Source organism: Streptomyces sp. NA02950 (assembly GCF_013364155.1).
GTDB lineage: Bacteria > Actinomycetota > Actinomycetes > Streptomycetales > Streptomycetaceae > Streptomyces.
Map to the genome: position 1 here is coordinate 8331171 of NZ_CP054916.1, position 17881 is coordinate 8349051.

14 protein-coding genes and 1 pseudogene are annotated in these 17881 nt (G+C 72.0%); 6 read left to right on the forward strand and 9 right to left on the reverse strand.

Annotation, left to right across the window (positions count from 1 at the left end):
* Positions 1-45: 45 nt before the first annotated feature.
* Positions 46-811, forward strand: a pseudogene (locus HUT19_RS36065) (LLM class flavin-dependent oxidoreductase).
* A gap of 72 nt (positions 812-883) precedes the next feature.
* Here HUT19_RS36065 and HUT19_RS36070 read toward each other — a convergent pair.
* From HUT19_RS36070 to HUT19_RS36085, 4 genes are all read right to left on the reverse strand, one after another.
* Entirely contained in the window at positions 884-1804 is a 921-nt protein-coding gene (locus HUT19_RS36070) for an endonuclease/exonuclease/phosphatase family protein (RefSeq protein ID WP_176184745.1), read from the reverse strand.
* 73 nt (positions 1805-1877) lie between these two features.
* Positions 1878-2912, reverse strand: coding sequence for an endonuclease/exonuclease/phosphatase family protein (locus tag HUT19_RS36075; RefSeq protein WP_176184747.1), 1035 nt, complete (start codon positions 2910-2912; stop codon positions 1878-1880).
* A gap of 195 nt (positions 2913-3107) precedes the next feature.
* Complete coding sequence (locus HUT19_RS36080; RefSeq protein WP_176184749.1) at positions 3108-4088, reverse strand: DUF2228 domain-containing protein; 981 nt, start codon at positions 4086-4088, stop codon at positions 3108-3110.
* A gap of 112 nt (positions 4089-4200) precedes the next feature.
* Positions 4201-5235, reverse strand: a complete 1035-nt coding sequence (locus tag HUT19_RS36085; RefSeq protein ID WP_176184751.1) for an aldo/keto reductase — start codon at positions 5233-5235, stop codon at positions 4201-4203.
* Positions 5236-5383: 148 nt separating this feature from the next.
* Here HUT19_RS36085 and HUT19_RS36090 point away from each other — a divergent pair, with 148 nt between their 5' ends.
* The 3 genes from HUT19_RS36090 to HUT19_RS36100 all read left to right on the forward strand — a co-directional run bounded on the left by HUT19_RS36090 (position 5384) and on the right by HUT19_RS36100 (position 7551).
* Entirely contained in the window at positions 5384-6265 is an 882-nt protein-coding gene (locus tag HUT19_RS36090) for a LysR family transcriptional regulator (protein ID WP_254885966.1), read from the forward strand.
* A 121-nt stretch (positions 6266-6386) separates the two neighbouring features.
* Entirely contained in the window at positions 6387-6866 is a 480-nt protein-coding gene (locus HUT19_RS36095) for a hypothetical protein (RefSeq protein WP_176184755.1), read from the forward strand.
* Positions 6867-6978: 112 nt separating this feature from the next.
* Positions 6979-7551 (forward strand): CAP domain-containing protein, encoded by a 573-nt coding sequence (locus HUT19_RS36100; protein WP_254885967.1) that lies wholly within the window; start codon positions 6979-6981, stop codon positions 7549-7551.
* A 25-nt stretch (positions 7552-7576) separates the two neighbouring features.
* Here the strand turns inward: HUT19_RS36100 and HUT19_RS36105 are convergent, their stop codons facing one another.
* The 5 genes from HUT19_RS36105 to HUT19_RS36125 form a co-directional block, all read right to left on the reverse strand.
* The gene (locus HUT19_RS36105; protein ID WP_176184759.1) at positions 7577-9808 is read right to left on the reverse strand and encodes a SpoIIE family protein phosphatase; all 2232 of its coding nucleotides are present in this window, start codon (positions 9806-9808) and stop codon (positions 7577-7579) included.
* Between the two features lie 67 nt (positions 9809-9875).
* Positions 9876-10487, reverse strand: coding sequence for a (2Fe-2S)-binding protein (locus tag HUT19_RS36110; protein WP_176184762.1), 612 nt, complete (start codon positions 10485-10487; stop codon positions 9876-9878).
* Positions 10484-11401, reverse strand: a complete 918-nt coding sequence (locus HUT19_RS36115) for a xanthine dehydrogenase family protein subunit M (RefSeq protein ID WP_176184764.1) — start codon at positions 11399-11401, stop codon at positions 10484-10486. Before HUT19_RS36115 ends, HUT19_RS36110 begins: the two co-directional genes overlap by 4 nt.
* Entirely contained in the window at positions 11398-13809 is a 2412-nt protein-coding gene (locus HUT19_RS36120) for a xanthine dehydrogenase family protein molybdopterin-binding subunit (RefSeq protein ID WP_176184767.1), read from the reverse strand. The genes HUT19_RS36115 and HUT19_RS36120 overlap by 4 nt, the downstream gene beginning before the upstream one ends.
* Before the next feature lie 191 nt (positions 13810-14000).
* Positions 14001-14228 (reverse strand): DUF5133 domain-containing protein, encoded by a 228-nt coding sequence (locus HUT19_RS36125; RefSeq protein ID WP_176184769.1) that lies wholly within the window; start codon positions 14226-14228, stop codon positions 14001-14003.
* Positions 14229-14487: 259 nt separating this feature from the next.
* On the opposite strand from HUT19_RS36125, the gene HUT19_RS36130 reads away from it, so the two are divergent.
* Together HUT19_RS36130 and HUT19_RS36135 are read left to right on the forward strand one after the other, a co-directional pair.
* Complete coding sequence (locus HUT19_RS36130) at positions 14488-15291, forward strand: crotonase/enoyl-CoA hydratase family protein (protein ID WP_176184771.1); 804 nt, start codon at positions 14488-14490, stop codon at positions 15289-15291.
* 458 nt (positions 15292-15749) lie between these two features.
* A complete protein-coding gene (locus HUT19_RS36135) occupies positions 15750-17879 on the forward strand; it encodes a SpoIIE family protein phosphatase (RefSeq protein ID WP_176184773.1) in 2130 nt (709 codons plus the stop codon).
* Positions 17880-17881 lie beyond the last annotated feature (2 nt).

Below are 17881 nucleotides of genomic sequence, written 5' to 3' on the forward strand. Positions count from 1 at the left end.
TTCGCCTGCGCGCGTGCTCACTTGGCGTCGTAATTTCCTGTCAGCCTGCCTTCGGCGGCTGGTCATCTGTCCTGGCGGGCCTTCCGGGACCGGACCTGGTTCGGGGCCCTGCCCACCCTGACCGCCGCGGCGGCCGCCACCGAACGCCTGCGCCTCGGCACCCTGGTGACCTCACCCACCTTCCGCCACCCGGTGACGCTCGCCAAGGAACTCATCTCGCTCGACGACATCGCCCAGGGCCGGATCACCCTCGGCATCGGCGCGGGTGCCCCCGGCTTCGACACCACGGCCCTCGGCCGGAAACCCTGGACGGTACGCGAACGCACCGATCGCTTCGAGGACGTCGTACGACGGGGTGTTCTACTCGGCCCACGAGGTCCGCAACATCCCCGGCTGCGCCCAGCGCCCCCGGCTGCCGTTCGCCGTGGCCGCCACCGGACGGCGCGGGATGGACATCACCGCGCGCCACGGCCGGGCGTGGGTGACGATGGGCGACCCCACCCTGTATGAAACGGGCACCCCACGGCAGTCCGTTCAGGCCCTGCGCGCCCAGACCGAGAAGCTGGCCGCCGCCTGTGCGGCGGTCGGCCGGGACACCGCCGGATTGGAGAAGATCCTGCTCACCGGATTCACCCCGGACCGCCGAGCGCCGCTGGCCTCCGTCGACGCGTTCGTCGACTTCGCGGGCCGCCACCGGGAGCTGGGCTTCACCGAGATCGTCATCCACTGGCCCATGCCCGACGCGCACTTCGCGGTGGACGAGACGGTCTTCGAACACATCGCCACCGAGGCGCCCGCCCAGCTCCGCTGACGACATGACGTGGACGGCCGCGGGAGCCGGAGGCCTCACGCCTCCGGCTCCCGCGTCTTCACGGCCGGCCGGTCAGGACGGAAGGGCCACCCCCGCCCACAGCGGATCGTGGTCGGAGTGGCTGGCGTGGGTGGCGTCGGCCCAGCTCACCCGGACCGACGGGGGAGTGAACAGATAGTCGATCTTCCCTTGGCTGTGGGTGGACTCACCGGACCGGCAGGAGACCCAGCGGGGCGGTATGGACCAGATCCAATAGCCGCGCTTGATCTCATTGCCGCACGGACTGTCGGCCTCCTTGAACTCACCGTGCGCCCCACGGGCGTAGCCCGGGTGGTAGAAGTTGTCGGTCGCCCCGGACAGCGGGTCGTCGTTGAGATCACCGCCGAGGAACCGGTGGTATCCGGCGTAGTCGGTGGCGAGGATCCGGGCCGCCACCGACGCCTCATGACGGCGCGCCCGCAGATGCGGTCCGTCGCTGCCGACGGTCAGATGGGTGCCGCACACCGCGGTCTTGCGGGCCTCGGAGCGTACGCACAGCATCTCGCGCTGCTCGTAGCCGGCCGGTGACTCCAGCGGGTGGGCCACGGCGGTGTTCGCGTCGAAGCCCAGATCGTTGCGGAACAGCACCGCGTTGCCGAAGTCCGACGGGTGTTTGCACTGCGCGGGTTTGCCGTCTCCCGCGGTCACCGCGTGGAACACCACGGTGTAGCCGGGCAGTCGGCTCCGCAGCCGGTCGGTCCAGTCACGGCAGCTCTCCTCGAGTGTCATGAACGCCGGACGGCGGTCCTCGACGCTGCGGACGAGGGCATCGGGCACCTCGTCGCCCTTGGGGCCGTGCTCGTCGTTGCCGCCCGCCATGTTGAACTGCCCGATGGTCTCGTCGGCCGCCACGGGTGCGGCGGGCTCAGTGGCCGCGGCCGGGGGCCCGGCCGCGGCACCGGCGCCCAGCAGCAGAGCACCGAGTGCGAGAGCGAGATGGGTGCGCATTGCCATGGTGTGGTGTCCCGTCCCTTTCGTCGATCGTACGCTGACCGGTGTGGTGGGGCGACGGCCCCGCCGGAACCGCTCAGTCACCGGGACGCACCACGGCGCGGAGCATCCAGTGGTCGCTCAGCTGGCCGACGTCGTAGCGCCACGATCCGACGTAGAGGGGGCGGCCCCGTTCCAGATCCCAGCCGCGGTCGCTGAAGAAGACGTAGTCGAACTTGGATCCCAGCACATTGCGGCAGCCCTTGAGGTACCAGGGGCCGGTGGTGGTGCACTTCTCGTCGGAGTCGGCTTCGAAGTTGCCGTCGTACAGCGGCTGTGTGGCGTCGTCGCCGGGCTCGAGGTTGAAGTCCCCGCCGATGATGGTGCGGTATCCGCCGTTCTGCCAGTCACGGGCCTGGTTGCGGAAGTCACGGGCGGAGGCGGTGCGCAGCGCCTTGTCCGGGTCCGCGTTCTCGTTGGCGAAGTGGCTGGTGCAGGCGAGGAGCTTGTTGCCGCGGTCCTCGAGGCACGCGGCGCCCTGGGAGTGCTTGCCGCCGGGCTCGGAGGTGCTGGTGAACGTCATGTCCCAGCCGGGGCGTCCCGCGCTGTCGTGGACCAGATCACTTCCGGGCAGCTTCTTCATGGCGATGGCCACTCCGGCTTCGGGCTTGCCGCTCCGGGGGCAGCGGACCGGGTTGTCCGTACCGATGGTCTTCGCGGTGCGGTGGCGAACCACCCACTCTCCGGAAGTCCCCTGGTTGAGTGCGGTCTCCAGTGGCGTGGAGTGCAGGCTGTCGCACGCCTCCTGAATCATCACCACGCTGATGGACGCGTCGTCGTTGACCCGGTCGACCAGTTCGTCGAGCTTGCGCTGCGGATGGGAGCTGTTGGGGCAGCTGTTGATGGCACCACAGATGTTCCACGTCAGCACCCCGACCCGAGGCGGAATGCCGCGGGGTGCCGCGTCGGCGGACCGGCTCGGTGGACCCGCGCGGTCCGGCGTCCGCGCGATGGCCTGCTGAAGTGGTGCGAGGGTGAGGACGGCGGTCGCGAGTGCTGCGCCGAGCGGCGCCTTCCCGCGGGTGTGCTTCCTTCTCATCTGTTCCCCCTGGAGGTGGACGGTGCGGTGCATGCTGCCGCCTCCCTGCTGGAGTGTCATTAGCGGTCCGTGCCGGCGGATTGGCACACAGCGCCCCGTCACCGCGTGCCCAGCACGAGGGCGCCTCGCCGACCGTGTCGGCGAGGCGCCCTCGTGCACGCCCGGATGCCGTCGCAGCACATCGGGGCGGGCTCCGGCGGCCGTCGACGGACTCGGTTCGTCGTGCCCTCACCCACCACCGGTGTCCAGTACGTCGACGCGGGGAAGAGCCCGGTGCCGGTGGTGGGCCTCGGCGATCTCCACCAGCGAGGAGCGGCCCAGCGCCCGGTAGGCCGCCACGAGCAGGGCGTTCGCCTGGGCCTCCCGGACCTCGTCCCCGGCCGAGGCCCAGTGCAGATCCCGCCCCAGCACCAGGGCCTCCGCGGGATCGCCGGCCGCGCACCACCGCAGGGCGTCCGCCACACAGGTCTCCACGGCCGCGACATCGTCGAACAGCCCGTACATGTACCGCGCGAACCGGTACTCGTCGGCGCCCCGGTGCGGCGGCCGGTCCAGCGCGGTCCGGCCCGCCACCAGCGCGCCACCGGCGTCCAGGGTGGTGATCCGGTCCGGGTCCTCCGGCGGGAGAACCGCGTCGTGGGCGTTGCCGTACGCGAGACCCACCTCCGTGCGGTCCCCGGTCTCGAGTGCGGTCAGCGCCTCGCGCAGCCGCTCAAGACCCGACATCCGCGCGGCCAGGTACGCCGCGTCCGCGTCGTCGTCCGCGAGGTCCCGCCAGTGGCGCTCCAGCCGGGCGCGCAGCGCCTCCAGCGGTGTCCGCCACGTCCGGTCGATCCCACCGCCGTCATGGGTGTAGTAGGAGGCGACGCCGTCGCAGGTGCGGCCGTCGTCGAACCACAGCCCGTAGTGCAGTCCGTCCGAGCCGCCGTGCAGAAAGGTGAGGAACTCCGGAGGGTCGCGGTAGTAGCGCCCGTGCGCCCGTACGTCGATGCCGTCCCGCGCCGGGAGCCCCGGACCGGCGCACAGGTCCGCGATCCCCGCCACGGCCACGTCCATGTCCGCGAGCGCCTGCCGCTCGACCGGCCCGAGCCCCTCGAGGAACGTCCAGAACCGGAAGAACGACGCGGGCAGGGTGACACCCCACTCCCGCAGCACCCGGTCCGCGACGGCGGCCCGGCGCCGCTCGTACGGCATCGGCTCCCCGGACATCGTCCAACCCCCCGCATCGACAACCGACGCCACCGACAGGCGTCAGCGACGCCGGACCGAGGTTAGCGGACCGGACCGCGGGGCCGGTCGGCCGGCCCCGGGCCGAAGGGGATCAGCGGCCGCCCGCGAGAGCACGGCTGCGCTGCTCCACCCCCGGGGCGCCGTACGGATAGTCCGCCGCGCCCGGGTCGCTGACCTCGTCGAGACGTGCCAACTCGCCCTCGGAGAGGCGGAGTTCGGCGGCGGCGAGATTGTCCTCGAGCTGCTCCGGGGTGCGTGCGCCCAGGATCACCGAGCTCACGCCGGGACGGGCCAGCACCCACGCCAGGGCCACCTGGGCCATGGAGACGTTGCGCTCCTCGGCCACCGCCCGCACCGTGCGCACCACGTCCCAGGTGCGCTCGACCTGGCTGCGCCGGTCGTACGCCTCGGTGCCCCGCTCGGGGTTCTCGCCCAGCCGGGTGGCCCCGCTGGGGCGGGCGTCACGGCGGTACTTGCCGGTCAGCCAGCCACCGCCGAGCGGACTCCACGGCAGCAGCCCCAGCCCCTCGGACGCACAGGCCGGGGTGATCTCCCATTCGATCTCACGGGACAGCAGGCTGTACTGCGGCTGGAGGGTCACCGGCCGGCTCAGCCCCCGGAAGTCGGCCACGTCCACGGCCTTCTGGAGCTGCCAGCCGGTGAAGTTGGACAGCCCCAGGTAGTGGATCCGGCCCTGCCGTACGGCGTCGTCCAGGAAACGCAGGGTCTCCTCGATCGGCGTCAGCGGGTCCCAGGAGTGCACCTGGTACAGCTCGACGCTCTCGACGCCCAGACGGCGCAGCGAGGCGTTGAGCGCGCGGTCCAGATGGCTGCGGGACAGTCCCACGTCGTTGGGGCCCGTGCCCATGGGGAAACGTCCCTTGGTGGCGATGGTGACCCGGTCGCGGATGTCGGCGGGGCGGGCGGCCAGCCAGCGGCCGATGATCTCCTCGGCGGCGCCCGCGGTGTAGACGTCGGCGGTGTCGATGAGGGTGCCGCCGGCTTCGACGAAGCGGTCGAGCTGGGCGAAGGCGCAGGACTCGTCGGACTCGGCGCCGAAGGTCATGGTGCCGAGCGCGAGTGTCGAGACACTGCAACCACTGCGGCCGAGGGTGCGGTACTCCACGGTCGGTACTCCTTGGATCAGAGGTGGGGGCGAGGTGCGGGGGCGGTGGCGCGGCCGGGCCTGGCGGGCGGTCTCCATGCTGGGGCGTACCCCACCCATCTGTCCAAGAGAAGAAAGCGGACGGATTCAGCGCCTACAATTCTCAATCGTGGAACTCCGGCAGCTCGAGTACTTCGTGGCCGTCGCCGAAGAGCGGCACTTCACCAAGGCGGCCCAGCGGATGATGGTGTCCCAGTCGGGGCTCTCGGCCTCGGTGCGCGCGCTGGAGCGGGAGCTCGGCGCACCGCTGTTCGTCCGCACCACGCGGAGTGTGGAGCTCACCGGCGCCGGTCGCGCCCTGCTGCTGGAGGCGAACCGTACCCTGGCCGGTGCGCGCGCGGCCCGGGAGGCCGTGGCCGAGGTGCAGGGCCTGCTGCGGGGCAGTCTCGCGGTCGGCGTCGAGCAGTGCGTCACCGTCGACGTCGGAGCGCTGCTGGCGCGCTTCCGCGCACAGCACACCAATGTGGAGGTCCGGCTGCGTCAGGCGGGCTCGGCCCTGCTGATGGAGGATGTGGTCGACGGACGGCTGGACATGGCCTTCGTGACCCTCCCCGGCCCGCCCCCGGACGGGGCCTGTCTGCTGCCGCTGGACAGCGAGCCGATGGTGCTGCTCTGCGGCCCCGGCCACCGGCTGGCGGACGCCCCCGAGGTGGAGTGGCCACAGCTGGCGGACGAGACCTTCGTGGACTTCCACCCCGACTGGGGCGCCCGGCGCCTGACCGACCGGGCGTTCGCCGCCTGCCGTGCGCCGCGCCGCGTCGCCCTGGAGGTGTACGACGTGCACACCCTCATCGACCTGGTGCGCCACGGACTCGGGATCGCGGTGGTGCCCCGGCCCATCGCCCGCAAGGAACAGGCGGTGGGGCTGTGCGAGGTGCCGATGGCGGAGGGGGACGGGCATCGGCGGCGCTGGGAGGTGTCCGTGGCCTTCCCGGCCGGTGACCGCCCGAGCCCGGCCGCGCGCGAGCTGCTGTCGTACCTGGAGCGCTGAACGGCTCGCCGTACCGCGGATCCCCGGGCCACGGACGATGCGTGCCCGGACGCTGCCGGAGTGATGGACAGTCTGGACATCCGCTCGCACACTGTGCGGAACTCCCGTTCCAGGAGGCGCCGTGGCTGTACGGATCTGTTCGCTGATCGTCGATGTGCCGCAGCTGATCCCGGCCGACGGCAGGTATCACGTGGTGCGGTTCCCGTACGGCCGCGAGGAGTCCCACGACCCGGACAACATGCACCCGGCCCGGCAGCCGGACGGCCATACGGTCGGCAAGTGGCGCACCGACGAACGCTCGGGGCTCATCTGGCCGTCGGTGGACGGCTGGGGTGCGCTCACCGCGATGATCCAGTGGGAGAAGGGCGGCTACACCGAGCTGCGGGACCGCTTTGCGCGCGATCCGTTGGGGCTGTCGACGGGCGCCGATTCGACGGCCACCGACCACCGGCCGCCGAGCCCCGGAATGCAGTGCTTCACCAAACACCACGAGATCTTCGTACATCCCGACGTTCCGCTCGCGTTGATGGTCGGGCACAACGACCGCACGGCACGCAGGCTGGTGTTCGCCGAGTTCAAACTCGCCGTCCACGGCGCCTGACCGAGTACCGCCGGCCGCCGAATCCCCCGGACGGGTCGGTCGTTGGGTTTCGTTCGCGTGTCGCGGCCCGAGCCGCCGCCCTCCCGAGAACGATCCCGCCAGCATGAACCCAATGAAGTGTTCAGCCACAGCACAGGTCATCGTCACGGCAGCCGTGACCGGCGGGATCATCATGGGCGCGGTGGACGCCGGTACGGCGTCGGCCGGCGCCGCGTCCCCGCCGGACTCGGTCCGGTCGGCCCCCGGAGGGGCGTCGGCCACGGGATCCGCCGCCGAGCGCACCGCCGGCCGCGCCAGACGCGCGCGGTATGTCCGCCAGATCATCCGCACGGTCAACACGGCCCGGGTCCACCACGGATGCGCCCCGCTGCGGTTCAACAAGGCCCTCCGGAAGGCCGCTCAGCGGCACTCCGCCGATATGGCCCAGCGCGGTTTCTTCGACCACATCAACCCCGACGGTGCCGAGCCGGGGGACCGGTTGACGGCGGTCGGCTACCCGTGGACCGCTTCCGGGGAGAACATCGCCGCCGGTCAGACCACTCCCTCGGCCGTCATGCGGACGTGGATGAGAAGCCCCGAACACCGGGACAACATCCTCGACTGCGGTTTCGAAGAGCTCGGTGTGGGCGTCGAGTTCGGTGCCGGGGGCCCGTGGTGGACCCAGACCTTCGGCAGTCGCGGCTGACCGGTAACCACCTCACCGGTGCTCGCTACGCGCCGATCCGCGAGTGCGCATCCTCGGGGAGGCGCAGCTCGAACCACACCGACTTGCCGCGGCCGCTGGGGCTGTTGCCCCACGCGGCGGCCAGGGCCTCCACGATGACGAGGCCGCGCCCGTGCTCGGAGTTGTCCTGCACGGAGTCCGAGACGGTGATCGGCGCGGGCATCGGCGGACGGGGGTCGGAGTCCAGGACCTCCACCCGCAGCCGGTCGGGGTACTCGCGCAGCCGTACGTCCACTTCGCTGTCCGCGTGCATCAGGGCGTTGGTCACCACCTCGGTGGCGATCAGTTCGAGATCGTGTGCGATCTCGTCCCAGCCCCGGGTGCTGGTGTAGTGGCGCAGGAACTCCCGGACGTCCTTGACCGAGCGCAGATCGTGCCGCTGGACGAAGACCCGGCTGACGTGCTGGCGCGAACCCGGCAGCACTCCGGCGTAGCGGGCGAGCAGCAGCGCCGCGTCGTCGCCGCGGGCCCGCTGGGTCTCGGTGCTCTCGATGATGCGGGTGGCCAGGTCCTCCAGCCGTTCGTCCTCGGTGGCCGCCAGGGCCTCGCCGAGCACCTCGCTGCCGCTGCCGAGACCCACGGCCTGGGAGTGCACCAGCCCGTCGGTGTACAGCGCCACCACCGTGCCGTCCGGCAGGGGTTGCTCCAGGGACTGGTAGTGGGTGTCGGGCGTGACCCCGAGCGGCAGCCCCACCGACATCTCGGGAACGACCACCCGGTGGTCCGGGTGGCACAGCAGCGGGGCGGGATGGCCCGCACTGGAGATCTCGGCCGTACCGACGTCCAGATCGAGCCAGACACAGCAGCAGGTGGCGAACAACTCGGTGTCCAGTTCGGTGAGGATCCGGTTGGTGCGCTCCAGCAGGTCCGCGGGGCGGTGTCCTTCGGCCGCGTAGGCGCGCACCGCGCTGCGCAGCTGGCCCATGCACGCCGCCGCGCTGGGGTTGTGGCCCTCGACATCGCCCATGACCAGGCCCACGTTGCCGTCGGGGAGGGTCAGTACGTCGTACCAGTCGCCGCCCACCGCGGTGCCCGCGGTGGCCGTCACGTACCGGGTGGCGATGTCCAGGTCCTCGCGGTGCGGGAGCCGGGCGGGCAGCAGCCCCTGTTGCAGTTCACGGGCGAGCCGGTGCTCGGTCTCGAAGTGCACGGCGCGCTCCACGGCCTGAGCCACCAGATCGGCCATGGTGACCAGCGTCGACCGCTCCTCGGCCGAGAAGCGGCGGGGGCCGTCGAAGCCCAGCGCCAGGGTGCCCGTGCGGAGACCACCGCTGATCAGGGGCAGCAGGGCACATGCGCGGACCTCCTGGGCGGCACCGTCGAACCGCGCCTCGGCCAGGGACTGTTCGGACTCCAGGAACGTGGGGGCGTCCACGAACAGCGGTGGCATGCCGGGGGTCTGGTCGTCGGGGGAGGACGGCGGGGCCCCGGCGATGGCGTGGGCGACGGTCCGGGGATAGCCGCTGTAGCCGAGCAGGGTGGCCTGGTCGTCCTGGTGCGCGGAGACCGCCATGCCACGGGCGCCGAAGGGCTGCATGATCCGCGACGCCACCACATCCAGTACCTCCTGACCGCGCACCGCGCGGTTGAGCCAGGAGGCCAGCTTGTAGATCTGGTAGAGGAAGGTGATGTTGGCGGACTCGGGCGCCCACTCCTGGCCCACCCGGTCCGGTGCGGCCTGGAGGAACTGTGGCATCGGCAGGGTGGTGCGCGGCGGAGGGGTGATCCCGGACTGCACCAGTTCCTGGGCCAGATCCTCGGCGATCTTCGCGCAGTGGTCCAGTTCATCGGGTTGCAGCGCCCGCGGCCCCAGCGGCGGAGCCCAGATGATGGTCAGCACTCCGTACGCGTGCCCCGAGGCCCGGATCGGGGTGGAGGCGATCGTGTACGGGAATGGCATCGTGACGTCGAAGCGGGACGGGGCCGCGCTGTCGAACTCGGTGAAGGTGGACACGTACTGGCGGCCGGTGCGGTGTGCGGTGGCGGACGCCAGGCGCGCGGTCACCGGCATGCGTTCGATCGTGGTGAAGATCGACAAGGGAAGGCCCACCACGACCGCCGAGGCCAGACTGTCCCCGTCGTCGACGGGGACCACCACGATGGCCGCGGTGGCCCTCAGCTCATGGGCCGCCTGCTGGAGAGCCTGGGCGAACACCGAGGTGACGCGACCGGTGTCGGACTGCGTCGCCTCTGGTCGGCTGTGGTTGCGCTCCTGCATCGTGGCACTCGACGTTTCCTAGCGGATTTCCCGGCGAAAACTGCCCTCTATACAGGTATACAGCGGGTCACGCGCCGTCGCGGGCGTGAGCGGCCCCGGTCCTGGGGCCGGGTCCGCCGGAAGCCGTCGCACCGGATGCATGGGACGTGCCGGATGCGCCGGTCGCGGCTCCGGCCTCTCCGGCCTCTCCGGCCTCTGGGGCCTCCGCGGCCGCCTCGGCCTCCGCGGCGGCGGAGGCGACGGCTCGCACGATGGCCTGGTAGCCGGTGCAGCGGCACAGGTTGCCGGAGAGGGCGGCGCGGATGTCCTCCGCGGACCCGGCCGCGTGGCGGCGCACCAGGTCGTACGCGGTGATCAGCATGCCCGGTGTGCAGAAACCGCACTGGAGGGCCCCTTCGCGGGAGAACGCGGCCCGCAGCCGGTCGGCGTCCGCTCCGGTCAGGCCCTCGACCGTGGTCACCTCCGCACCGTCGCAGGTCGCCGCCAGGGCCAGACAGCCACGGACGGGCAGTTCGTCGACCAGTACGGTGCACGCCCCGCACACCCCCTCCTCGCAGCCGAGGTGGGTACCGGTCAGCCCGAGGCGATCGCGCAGCAGGTCGGCGAGGCTGGTCCGGGCGGGAACGGTCACGGTGTGCTCCGTCCCGTTGACCCTCAGACGCAGTGAAACCTTCCTCATGACGCTCCCGTCCCCTCCGTACCGGAGGACCGGCCCGTACCGGAGGACCGGCCCGCCCGCTCGGCGCGGGCCAGCGCCCGGCACACCGTGGCCGCGTGGACGCGCAGCGTATGGCGGGCGGTGTCGTCCGACACCCCCTCGACGGTGCCGAGATCCTGGGCGACGCCGGGCAGGACGGCCGCCACGTCCAGCCCCGCCGCGCGTCGGCCGGTGAGCAGCAGTTCCGTGGCGGGCAGCTGTACCGGTGTGTCACGTGCCGCGCCGAGCCACAGCGTCACCGCGCACAGCGTGCCCCGCTCGTCGATGTCGAACAGGACCACCGCGAGCGACGCGGCCCAGGCCCCTTTGGCTCCGGCCGTCTTGTGCAGCCCCCACCAGCGCCCCGGCGGCAGTCGGTGCACATCGACGGCGACGATGATCTCATCGGCGGCCAGAGCGCTGCGGAACGCACTGAGCGGCAGCTCACGGGCGGGAAACGAGCGGACACCCCGTGCCCCGCACACCTCCACGGTCGCGTCCAGGGCGGCGAACACCGTGGGCCACTCCGCCGCCGGATCCGCGTACGCCAGGCTTCCACCCAGTGTGCCGCGGGTACGGACGGCGCGGTGGCCGATGCCCGCGGCGGCCCGCGCGAGCAGACCCCCTGCCGCGTCGGGGACCAGTCCGTCCTCGACCATCTGATGGGTGGTGGTCGCTCCGTAGCGCACGCCCCCGGCCATCTTCCGGGCCCCCCGCAGGCTGCCGATGCCGGTGATGCCCACCAGATGGCGCGGTGTGATCCGGCGGGTGTTCAGGTCCGGCACCAGGCTCTGCCCGCCCCCCAGCACCCGGGCGTCGTCGCCCAGACCGGCCAGCAGCGCCACCGCCGCGGACACTCCACCGGGCCGGTGATAGGCGAACTCCGCCGGTTTCATCGCGCCCCCGCCCGGCCACCGGCCCCGGCGTCCACGGGCGCGGGACCGGGCGCCGAGGCGCGGTCGAGCGCGGCCCACACCCGGGCGGCCGTCATCGGGGTCCGGTCGATCCGCGCGCCGAACTCCCGGAGTGCGTCGGTGATCGCGTTGCCGATCGCGGCGGGGGGCGGGATGGCTCCGCTCTCTCCCACGCCCTTCATCCCGAGGACGGTGTGCGGCGACGGTGTGCGGAGATGCTCGACCCTGATGTCGGGGACGTCGATCGCTCTGGGCAACGGATACCCGCCGAGCGTGGTGGCGGTCGGTCTGCCGCTGGTGTCATGGGGGATCTCCTCCATCAGCGCGGTGCCGATCCCCTGCACGGTGCCGCCGATGATCTGGCCGTCGACGATCAGCGGATTGACCACCGTGCCGCAGTCCTCGACGACCGCGTAGTCGAGCAGTTCCACCTCGCCGGTGTCCAGGTCCACCCGGACCACGGCCGCGTGCGTACCGTAGGCGAACGCGCCGGTCTCCACCTCGGGGCGGTAGTAGTAGGTGACGTCCAGGCCGCCTTCGACGCCCGGGACGTGGTCCGGTGTCCGGCAGAACTCCCGGGCCAGCGCCGTGAGGGTGCGCTCGCCGTGGTGTCCGACGACCGAACCGCGCACGAAGCGCAGTTGACCGGGCGGCTCGTCCAGCAGCACCGCCGCGATGCTGCGGACCCGCCCGGCCAGCAGACCGGCGGCCCCGTACGCCGCCCCGCCCGCCATCACCATCGAGCGCGAGGCGAAGGTGCCGTCCCCGCGCGGCATGTGCGCGGTGTCGCCGTGGCGCACCGCGATCCGGTCCGGGGCGATGTCGAACACCTCGCCCACCACCTGCGCGAGGGTTGTCTCATGTCCCTGGCCCTGGCTCTGCACACCGACGCTCAGCGTCAGACTGCCCGTCGCGTCCATGACCAGCCGGGCGCCCTCGACACCGAAGGTGACCGCGAGGCCGCGGGAGGCCCATTCCAGACAGCCGTGCGCCGTCTGCTCGGTGAACGAGCCGTACCCGACGCCGAGACGGGTGCGTGAGCCGGGATCGGTGGCCCGCTGCCGGGCGCGCACTCCCTGGTGGCCGATGAGTTCGCTGACCCGGCGCACCGCCTCGGGGTAGTCGCCGCTGTCGTACACCTTGCTGGCGACCGAGGTGTACGGCATGTCCTCCGGGCCGACCATCGCGCGCATCCGCATCGCGTACGGCTCGATCCCCAGCTCATGGGCCAGCTCGTCGATCAGGCGCTCGATACCGAAGCAGGCGGCCGGGCGGGCCACCCCGCGGCACGGCCCAAGCGGTGTGGTGTGAGTGGCCACACTGCGCGCGGTGTAGCGGTAGTTGCGCACCCGGTAGGGCCCGGGGAGCATGGCCGAGGTCATCGACGCGTCCATCGTGGCCGTCCAGGGATGCACCGAATACGCGCCCGCGTCGACCACGATGTCGGCCTCGAGCGCGAGCAGTTCGCCGTCGGCCGCCGCGTGTCCGGTGAGCCGGTAGTGGTGGTCCCGGCCCTGGGTGGTGGCGACCATCGCCTCCGCCCGGTCCTCGACCCAGCGGACCGGATGGTCCAGCCGGGTCGCGACGGCCGCGAGCGCGATCTCCTCGGGGTACACCGTGCACTTCGCGCCGAACCCGCCGCCGATGTCCGGTGCGATGACCCGCACCCGGTTGCCCGGCAGACCGAGCAGGTCGGCGATGGTGTCGCGGATCATGTGCGGGGTCTGGGTGGACGTCCACACCACCAGCTGTTCGTCCACGCGGTCGTAGTGTGCGATCACCCCGCGGGTCTCCAGCGGCAGCGGCGACTGGCGGCTCACGGTGTACTCCCGGGTGAGCGAGACCGCCGCCCGCCGCGCCGCGGCGTCCACATCACCGATGCTGCCGGAGGTGGTGGCGTAGATGTTGTCGGGCCACTCCCGGTGCACCCGGGTCGCACCGTCGGCCAGCGCGGCGCGGTGGCCGACGACCGCGGGAAACTCCTCGATGTCCACGGTGATCCGCCGGGCGAGATCCTCCGCCTCGGCCCGGCTGTCGCCGATGGCCAGCGCGATCGGCTCACCGACGTAGCGCACGGTGTCCACGGCGAGGTTCGGCAGCGGAGCGGCCCGGAATCCGGGCAGCTCGGCGGTGGCGATGAGCTGCCGTGCCAGCGGAGCCAGCTCGGTGGCGGTCCACACATCCGTGCCGGGCACCCCGTCCGGCGCGCGCACCGACCGCAGCCTGCAGTGCGGAACGGGGCTGCGCACCACCGCCACCTCCCGCGTCCCGGGAAGCCGCACATCGGCGAGAAACCGCCCGTGACCAGCGAGATGGCGGGCGTCCTCGAGCCGCGGGCAACCGGCACCCACGCCGTACCCGGTGTCCCGGAAGGGAGGCTTCGCATTCATCTCGTACCGCCTGCACCTCTGGAATCCCAGGCTATGACACTCCCGGTGCCGGGGCATGCAGTGAGAAATAGTATGCCAAGCGGCTCGGCGGCACGCGTCGCGCTTCGTCCTCTGCGCGTCGTGCTCCGCCCTGGCGGAGACCGGCCCTCGGGCGGTCAGCACGCCCGAGGGCCGATTCCCGAGGGGCCCGCTCAGGTGGCGACGGCGGAGTCGTCCTCCACGCGGGCCCCCGGCAGCTGGTGCCGGGCCGCGATCAGTGCGGCGTCCACATCGCGGGTGCCGGTGGAGACACAGAAGGTGTACGCGAGGTCGTCCATCCGCTGACGTACTTCGGTGCCGCCTTGTTCGGCGTGCAGCACCTGGAGGGCGGTGTACTGCTCGATGAGCCGGCGAAGCACGACGGGGTGGGCCATCAGCACGGTGCGGTCCTTCCTGTCGGCCCTGTCGGGCGCGTTCGTTCGGGGCGGGGGCGGTGCGTGACTCCCGTGCGCCGGAAGCCCGTTCACCCTCGCCATGGCCCGGGTACCCCGATGGGATGGTGCCATGCCCGGCCGGTGCGCTGCCCGTCCCGGTCGGCCCCGTTCACGATCTGCCCACTCTTGACTCAGGATTATGTTATAGACCATAGTTACCCGCCGGTAGAGACGTGATGTCCACGATGGGGACAGGAGCGAGCCGATGAGTGAGCACGACGCGGGCAACGCACCCGTGGTGACGGAGGAGCTGCGCGGTCATGTCCTGCTGATGGGGCTGAACCGCCCCGCCAAGCGCAACGCGTTCAACCTGGAGATGCTCCACGGCCTGGTCCATGCCTACCAGCGGCTCGAGGACGACCCGGACGCATGGGTCGGTGTGCTGTTCGCCCATGGCGACCACTTCACCGCCGGGCTGGATCTGGCGGAGGTGGCGTCCCGGATCGCCGAGGGCGAGGACTTCCGCGCCGCCGAAGGGGTGGACCCGTGGGGGCTGGTCGGCCGGGACCGCACCAAGCCGGTGGTGGCCGTCGCGCAGGGGCGCTGCCTCACCCTCGGCATCGAACTGCTGCTGGCGTCCGACATCCGGATCGCCGCCGCCGACAGCCGTTTCTCCCAGCTCGAAGTGCAGCGTGGCATCTACCCGTTCGGCGGCGCCACCATCCGGTTCCCCCAGGAGGCCGGATGGGGCAACGCGATGCGCTGGCTGCTGACCGGGGATGACTTCGACGTCGCGGAGGCGCTGCGGATCGGGCTGGTCCAGGAAGTGGTGGACACCGGTGCGCAGCTGGCGCGCGCGGTGGAGCTGGCCGAGCACATCGCGCGCCGTGCCGCCCCGCTGGGGGTGCGTGCCACGCTGGCCTCGGCCCGCCGGGCCCGGGTGGACGGCCATCAGGCCGCCGCCGACCGGCTCGCCAAGGATGTGGCCGCCCTGTTCCACACCGCGGACGCCGCAGAGGGGGTCGCGTCCTTCATCGAGCGCAGGCCCGCCGACTTCCAGGGCCGCTGACACCGAGCAGGTGTGCCGCTGAGCAGGTTTGCCGCCGGGAACCGCCTCCGCCGGGAACCGCCTCCGCCGGCACATGTGCTGTCGCCGGAGCCGTGTTGTCCCCAAAACGATCAGCACACCAGCACGCCCGGGACGAGCACACCGCCGGGGTCGAGGGCACGTTTGGCCGCGTCGAGGGCGAGCGCGAACGCTCGGGCCGCTGGCGGTGGTAACCGGGGCGGTGCCGCGGCCGACGGCGTGGTGATGGGTGATGGTCGCGCCAGGGGCCTCCGGCACTCACCGGTCGCCTGCTCGATCTGCGAACCCGGCCGGTGCCACCGCCGCCACCAGTGCGTAACTGGCCGCGCACCCTCCGTGCTCCCTTTCGGGTCGCGTCCGAGAAGCGCAGACTGGACCGGGAGGACCCCTCTTCGAGGGCGACCAGGTCACTGCGTTTGACGAGCGCGGAGGGATGACTGGTGCCAGCAGACCGGCGAAGCGACGAAGCGGGACGAGGGCCGCTCTGGTCAGAGCCGGGCACCCTGCTGGAGCGCGTGGCGGTGGCCGTGTTCGCCGTCGACGAAACCGACCGGATCTGCTACTGGGGACCCGGTGCGCAGGACCTCTTCGGCTACCGCTCCCGGGAGGCGCTGTCACAGCCTGGCGAGATGCTCTTCGCCGGACCGACCGACGGAGCCGCGGGATCGTGGACCCGGCTGGTCGAGCGGGGCCGCACCGAGGGGTACTGGCGCGGCCGGGCGCGGGCCCGCCACCGGGACGGCACCTCCCTCGACGCGGCGTTCCGGGTCTTCCCGGTGACCGGGGTCGGTGGCCGGGTGGTGGTGCTGGCCCTGGGCAGCCGGGGCGATGAACTGGACCGGGTGAAGACCAACCTCGCCTTCCTCGACGTGCTCTTCCAGAGCTGCCCGATCGGCCTGGTCATGTTCGACGAGGACCTGCGCTACGCCCATGTCAACCAGACCCTCGCCGACATGGATGGACTGTCCGTCGAAGCGCACCTCGGACGCCATGTGGACGAGGTCGTCATCGCGTCGGACAACGGTGAGTACGCGGCCATGCTGAGCGCGGTGGCCGAGGTGGGGCGGCCCATCGTGGGCGCGCTGGTCGGGGTGTGCACCAAGGGGCGCCCCGACACCGACCAGGTGTGGTCGGTGAGCATGTTCCCCCTCTCCCGCCCCGGCGGCATCCGCTTCTTCGGGGTGGGCGGGGTGATGGTCGATGTGACCGACCGGGAGCAGGCCCTCGTCGAGGCGTCCGCCGCCCGTCAGCGGCTGGCCCTGCTCGACCGGGCGGCCGCCCGGATCGGCACCACCCTGGACACCACGGTCACCGCGCGGGAGGTGATCGATGTGACCGTCCCGGACTTCTGCGACGGCGGCGTGGTGGAGGTCATGCGGTCCCCGGAGGAGGGGCTGGACTTCGACCCGGACCGGCCCCTGGTCACCCGCCGGATCGCCGCCGAGACCATTCTGCCGCCGCCCGCCACCGAACTCGTCGGCGGGCTGGACGTGGTGACGTATCCGCCCGGCTCCATCATCCACAAGGTGCTGCGGACCGGACGTCCGACCCTGGCCCGGGTGGACGAGGACTTCCTGACCCGCACCGTGCTCACCGAGGAGCGCGCCCGGCTGCTGAACGACAGCGGGCTGTCCAGTCTGCTCTTCGCACCCCTCATCGCCCGCAAGACCGTCCAGGGCATCGTCGTGTTCGGCCGGTCCGCGGCCCGGCCGGCCTTCACCGAGCAGGACCGCGGCCTCGCCGGGGAACTGGCCTCCCGGGCCGCGCTGTGCCTGGACAACGCCCGACTGTACAACCAGGAGCGGGACATCGCCCTCAGACTCCAGCGCGCGCTGCTGCCCAACTCCCTGGCGAGCAGCCCGTATGTGCACATCGCGCACCGCTATCTGCCCGGCGGGCGGATCACCGAGGTGGGCGGCGACTGGTACGACGTGATCGGTCTGCCCGCCCACCGGGTCGCCCTGGTCGTGGGCGACGTCATGGGCCACGGCATCCCCGCCGCCACCGCGATGGGACGGTTGCGCATCACCGCCAGCGCCCTGGCCCGGCACGACCCGGAACCGGCCGAACTGCTCGCCGAACTCGACCAGTTCGCCCGAGAGTCCGACATCGACCTGGCCACCTGTCTGTACGCCGTCTACGACCCCACCACCGGACACCTCCGCATCGCCAGCGCCGGACACCCCCCGCCCCTGGTCCTCCTCCCCGACGGCCGGGTCGAGTTGCTGGACGAGGTGCTGGGCGTCCCCCTGGGCATCGGCGGCTGCCGCTTCCGCACGGCCGACGCCGACCTGCCGGAGGACTCCGTCCTCGCCCTGTACACCGACGGGCTGATCGAGGGCCGCACCCACGACGTCGAGAAGGGGCTCGACGCGCTCCGCTCCGAACTGCGCCTGGCGCCGGACGCGCTGGAGACCGCCGCCGACCGCATCCTGGGCCACATGGTGCCCGGGGATCCGGCCGACGACACCGTCCTCGTCCTGGCCCGGGTACACCGGACGCCCCGCCACGCATACACCGCGGCACGGCGGTGGACCCGCTTCCGGACCGCACACCGCACCTCCCTCTGAGT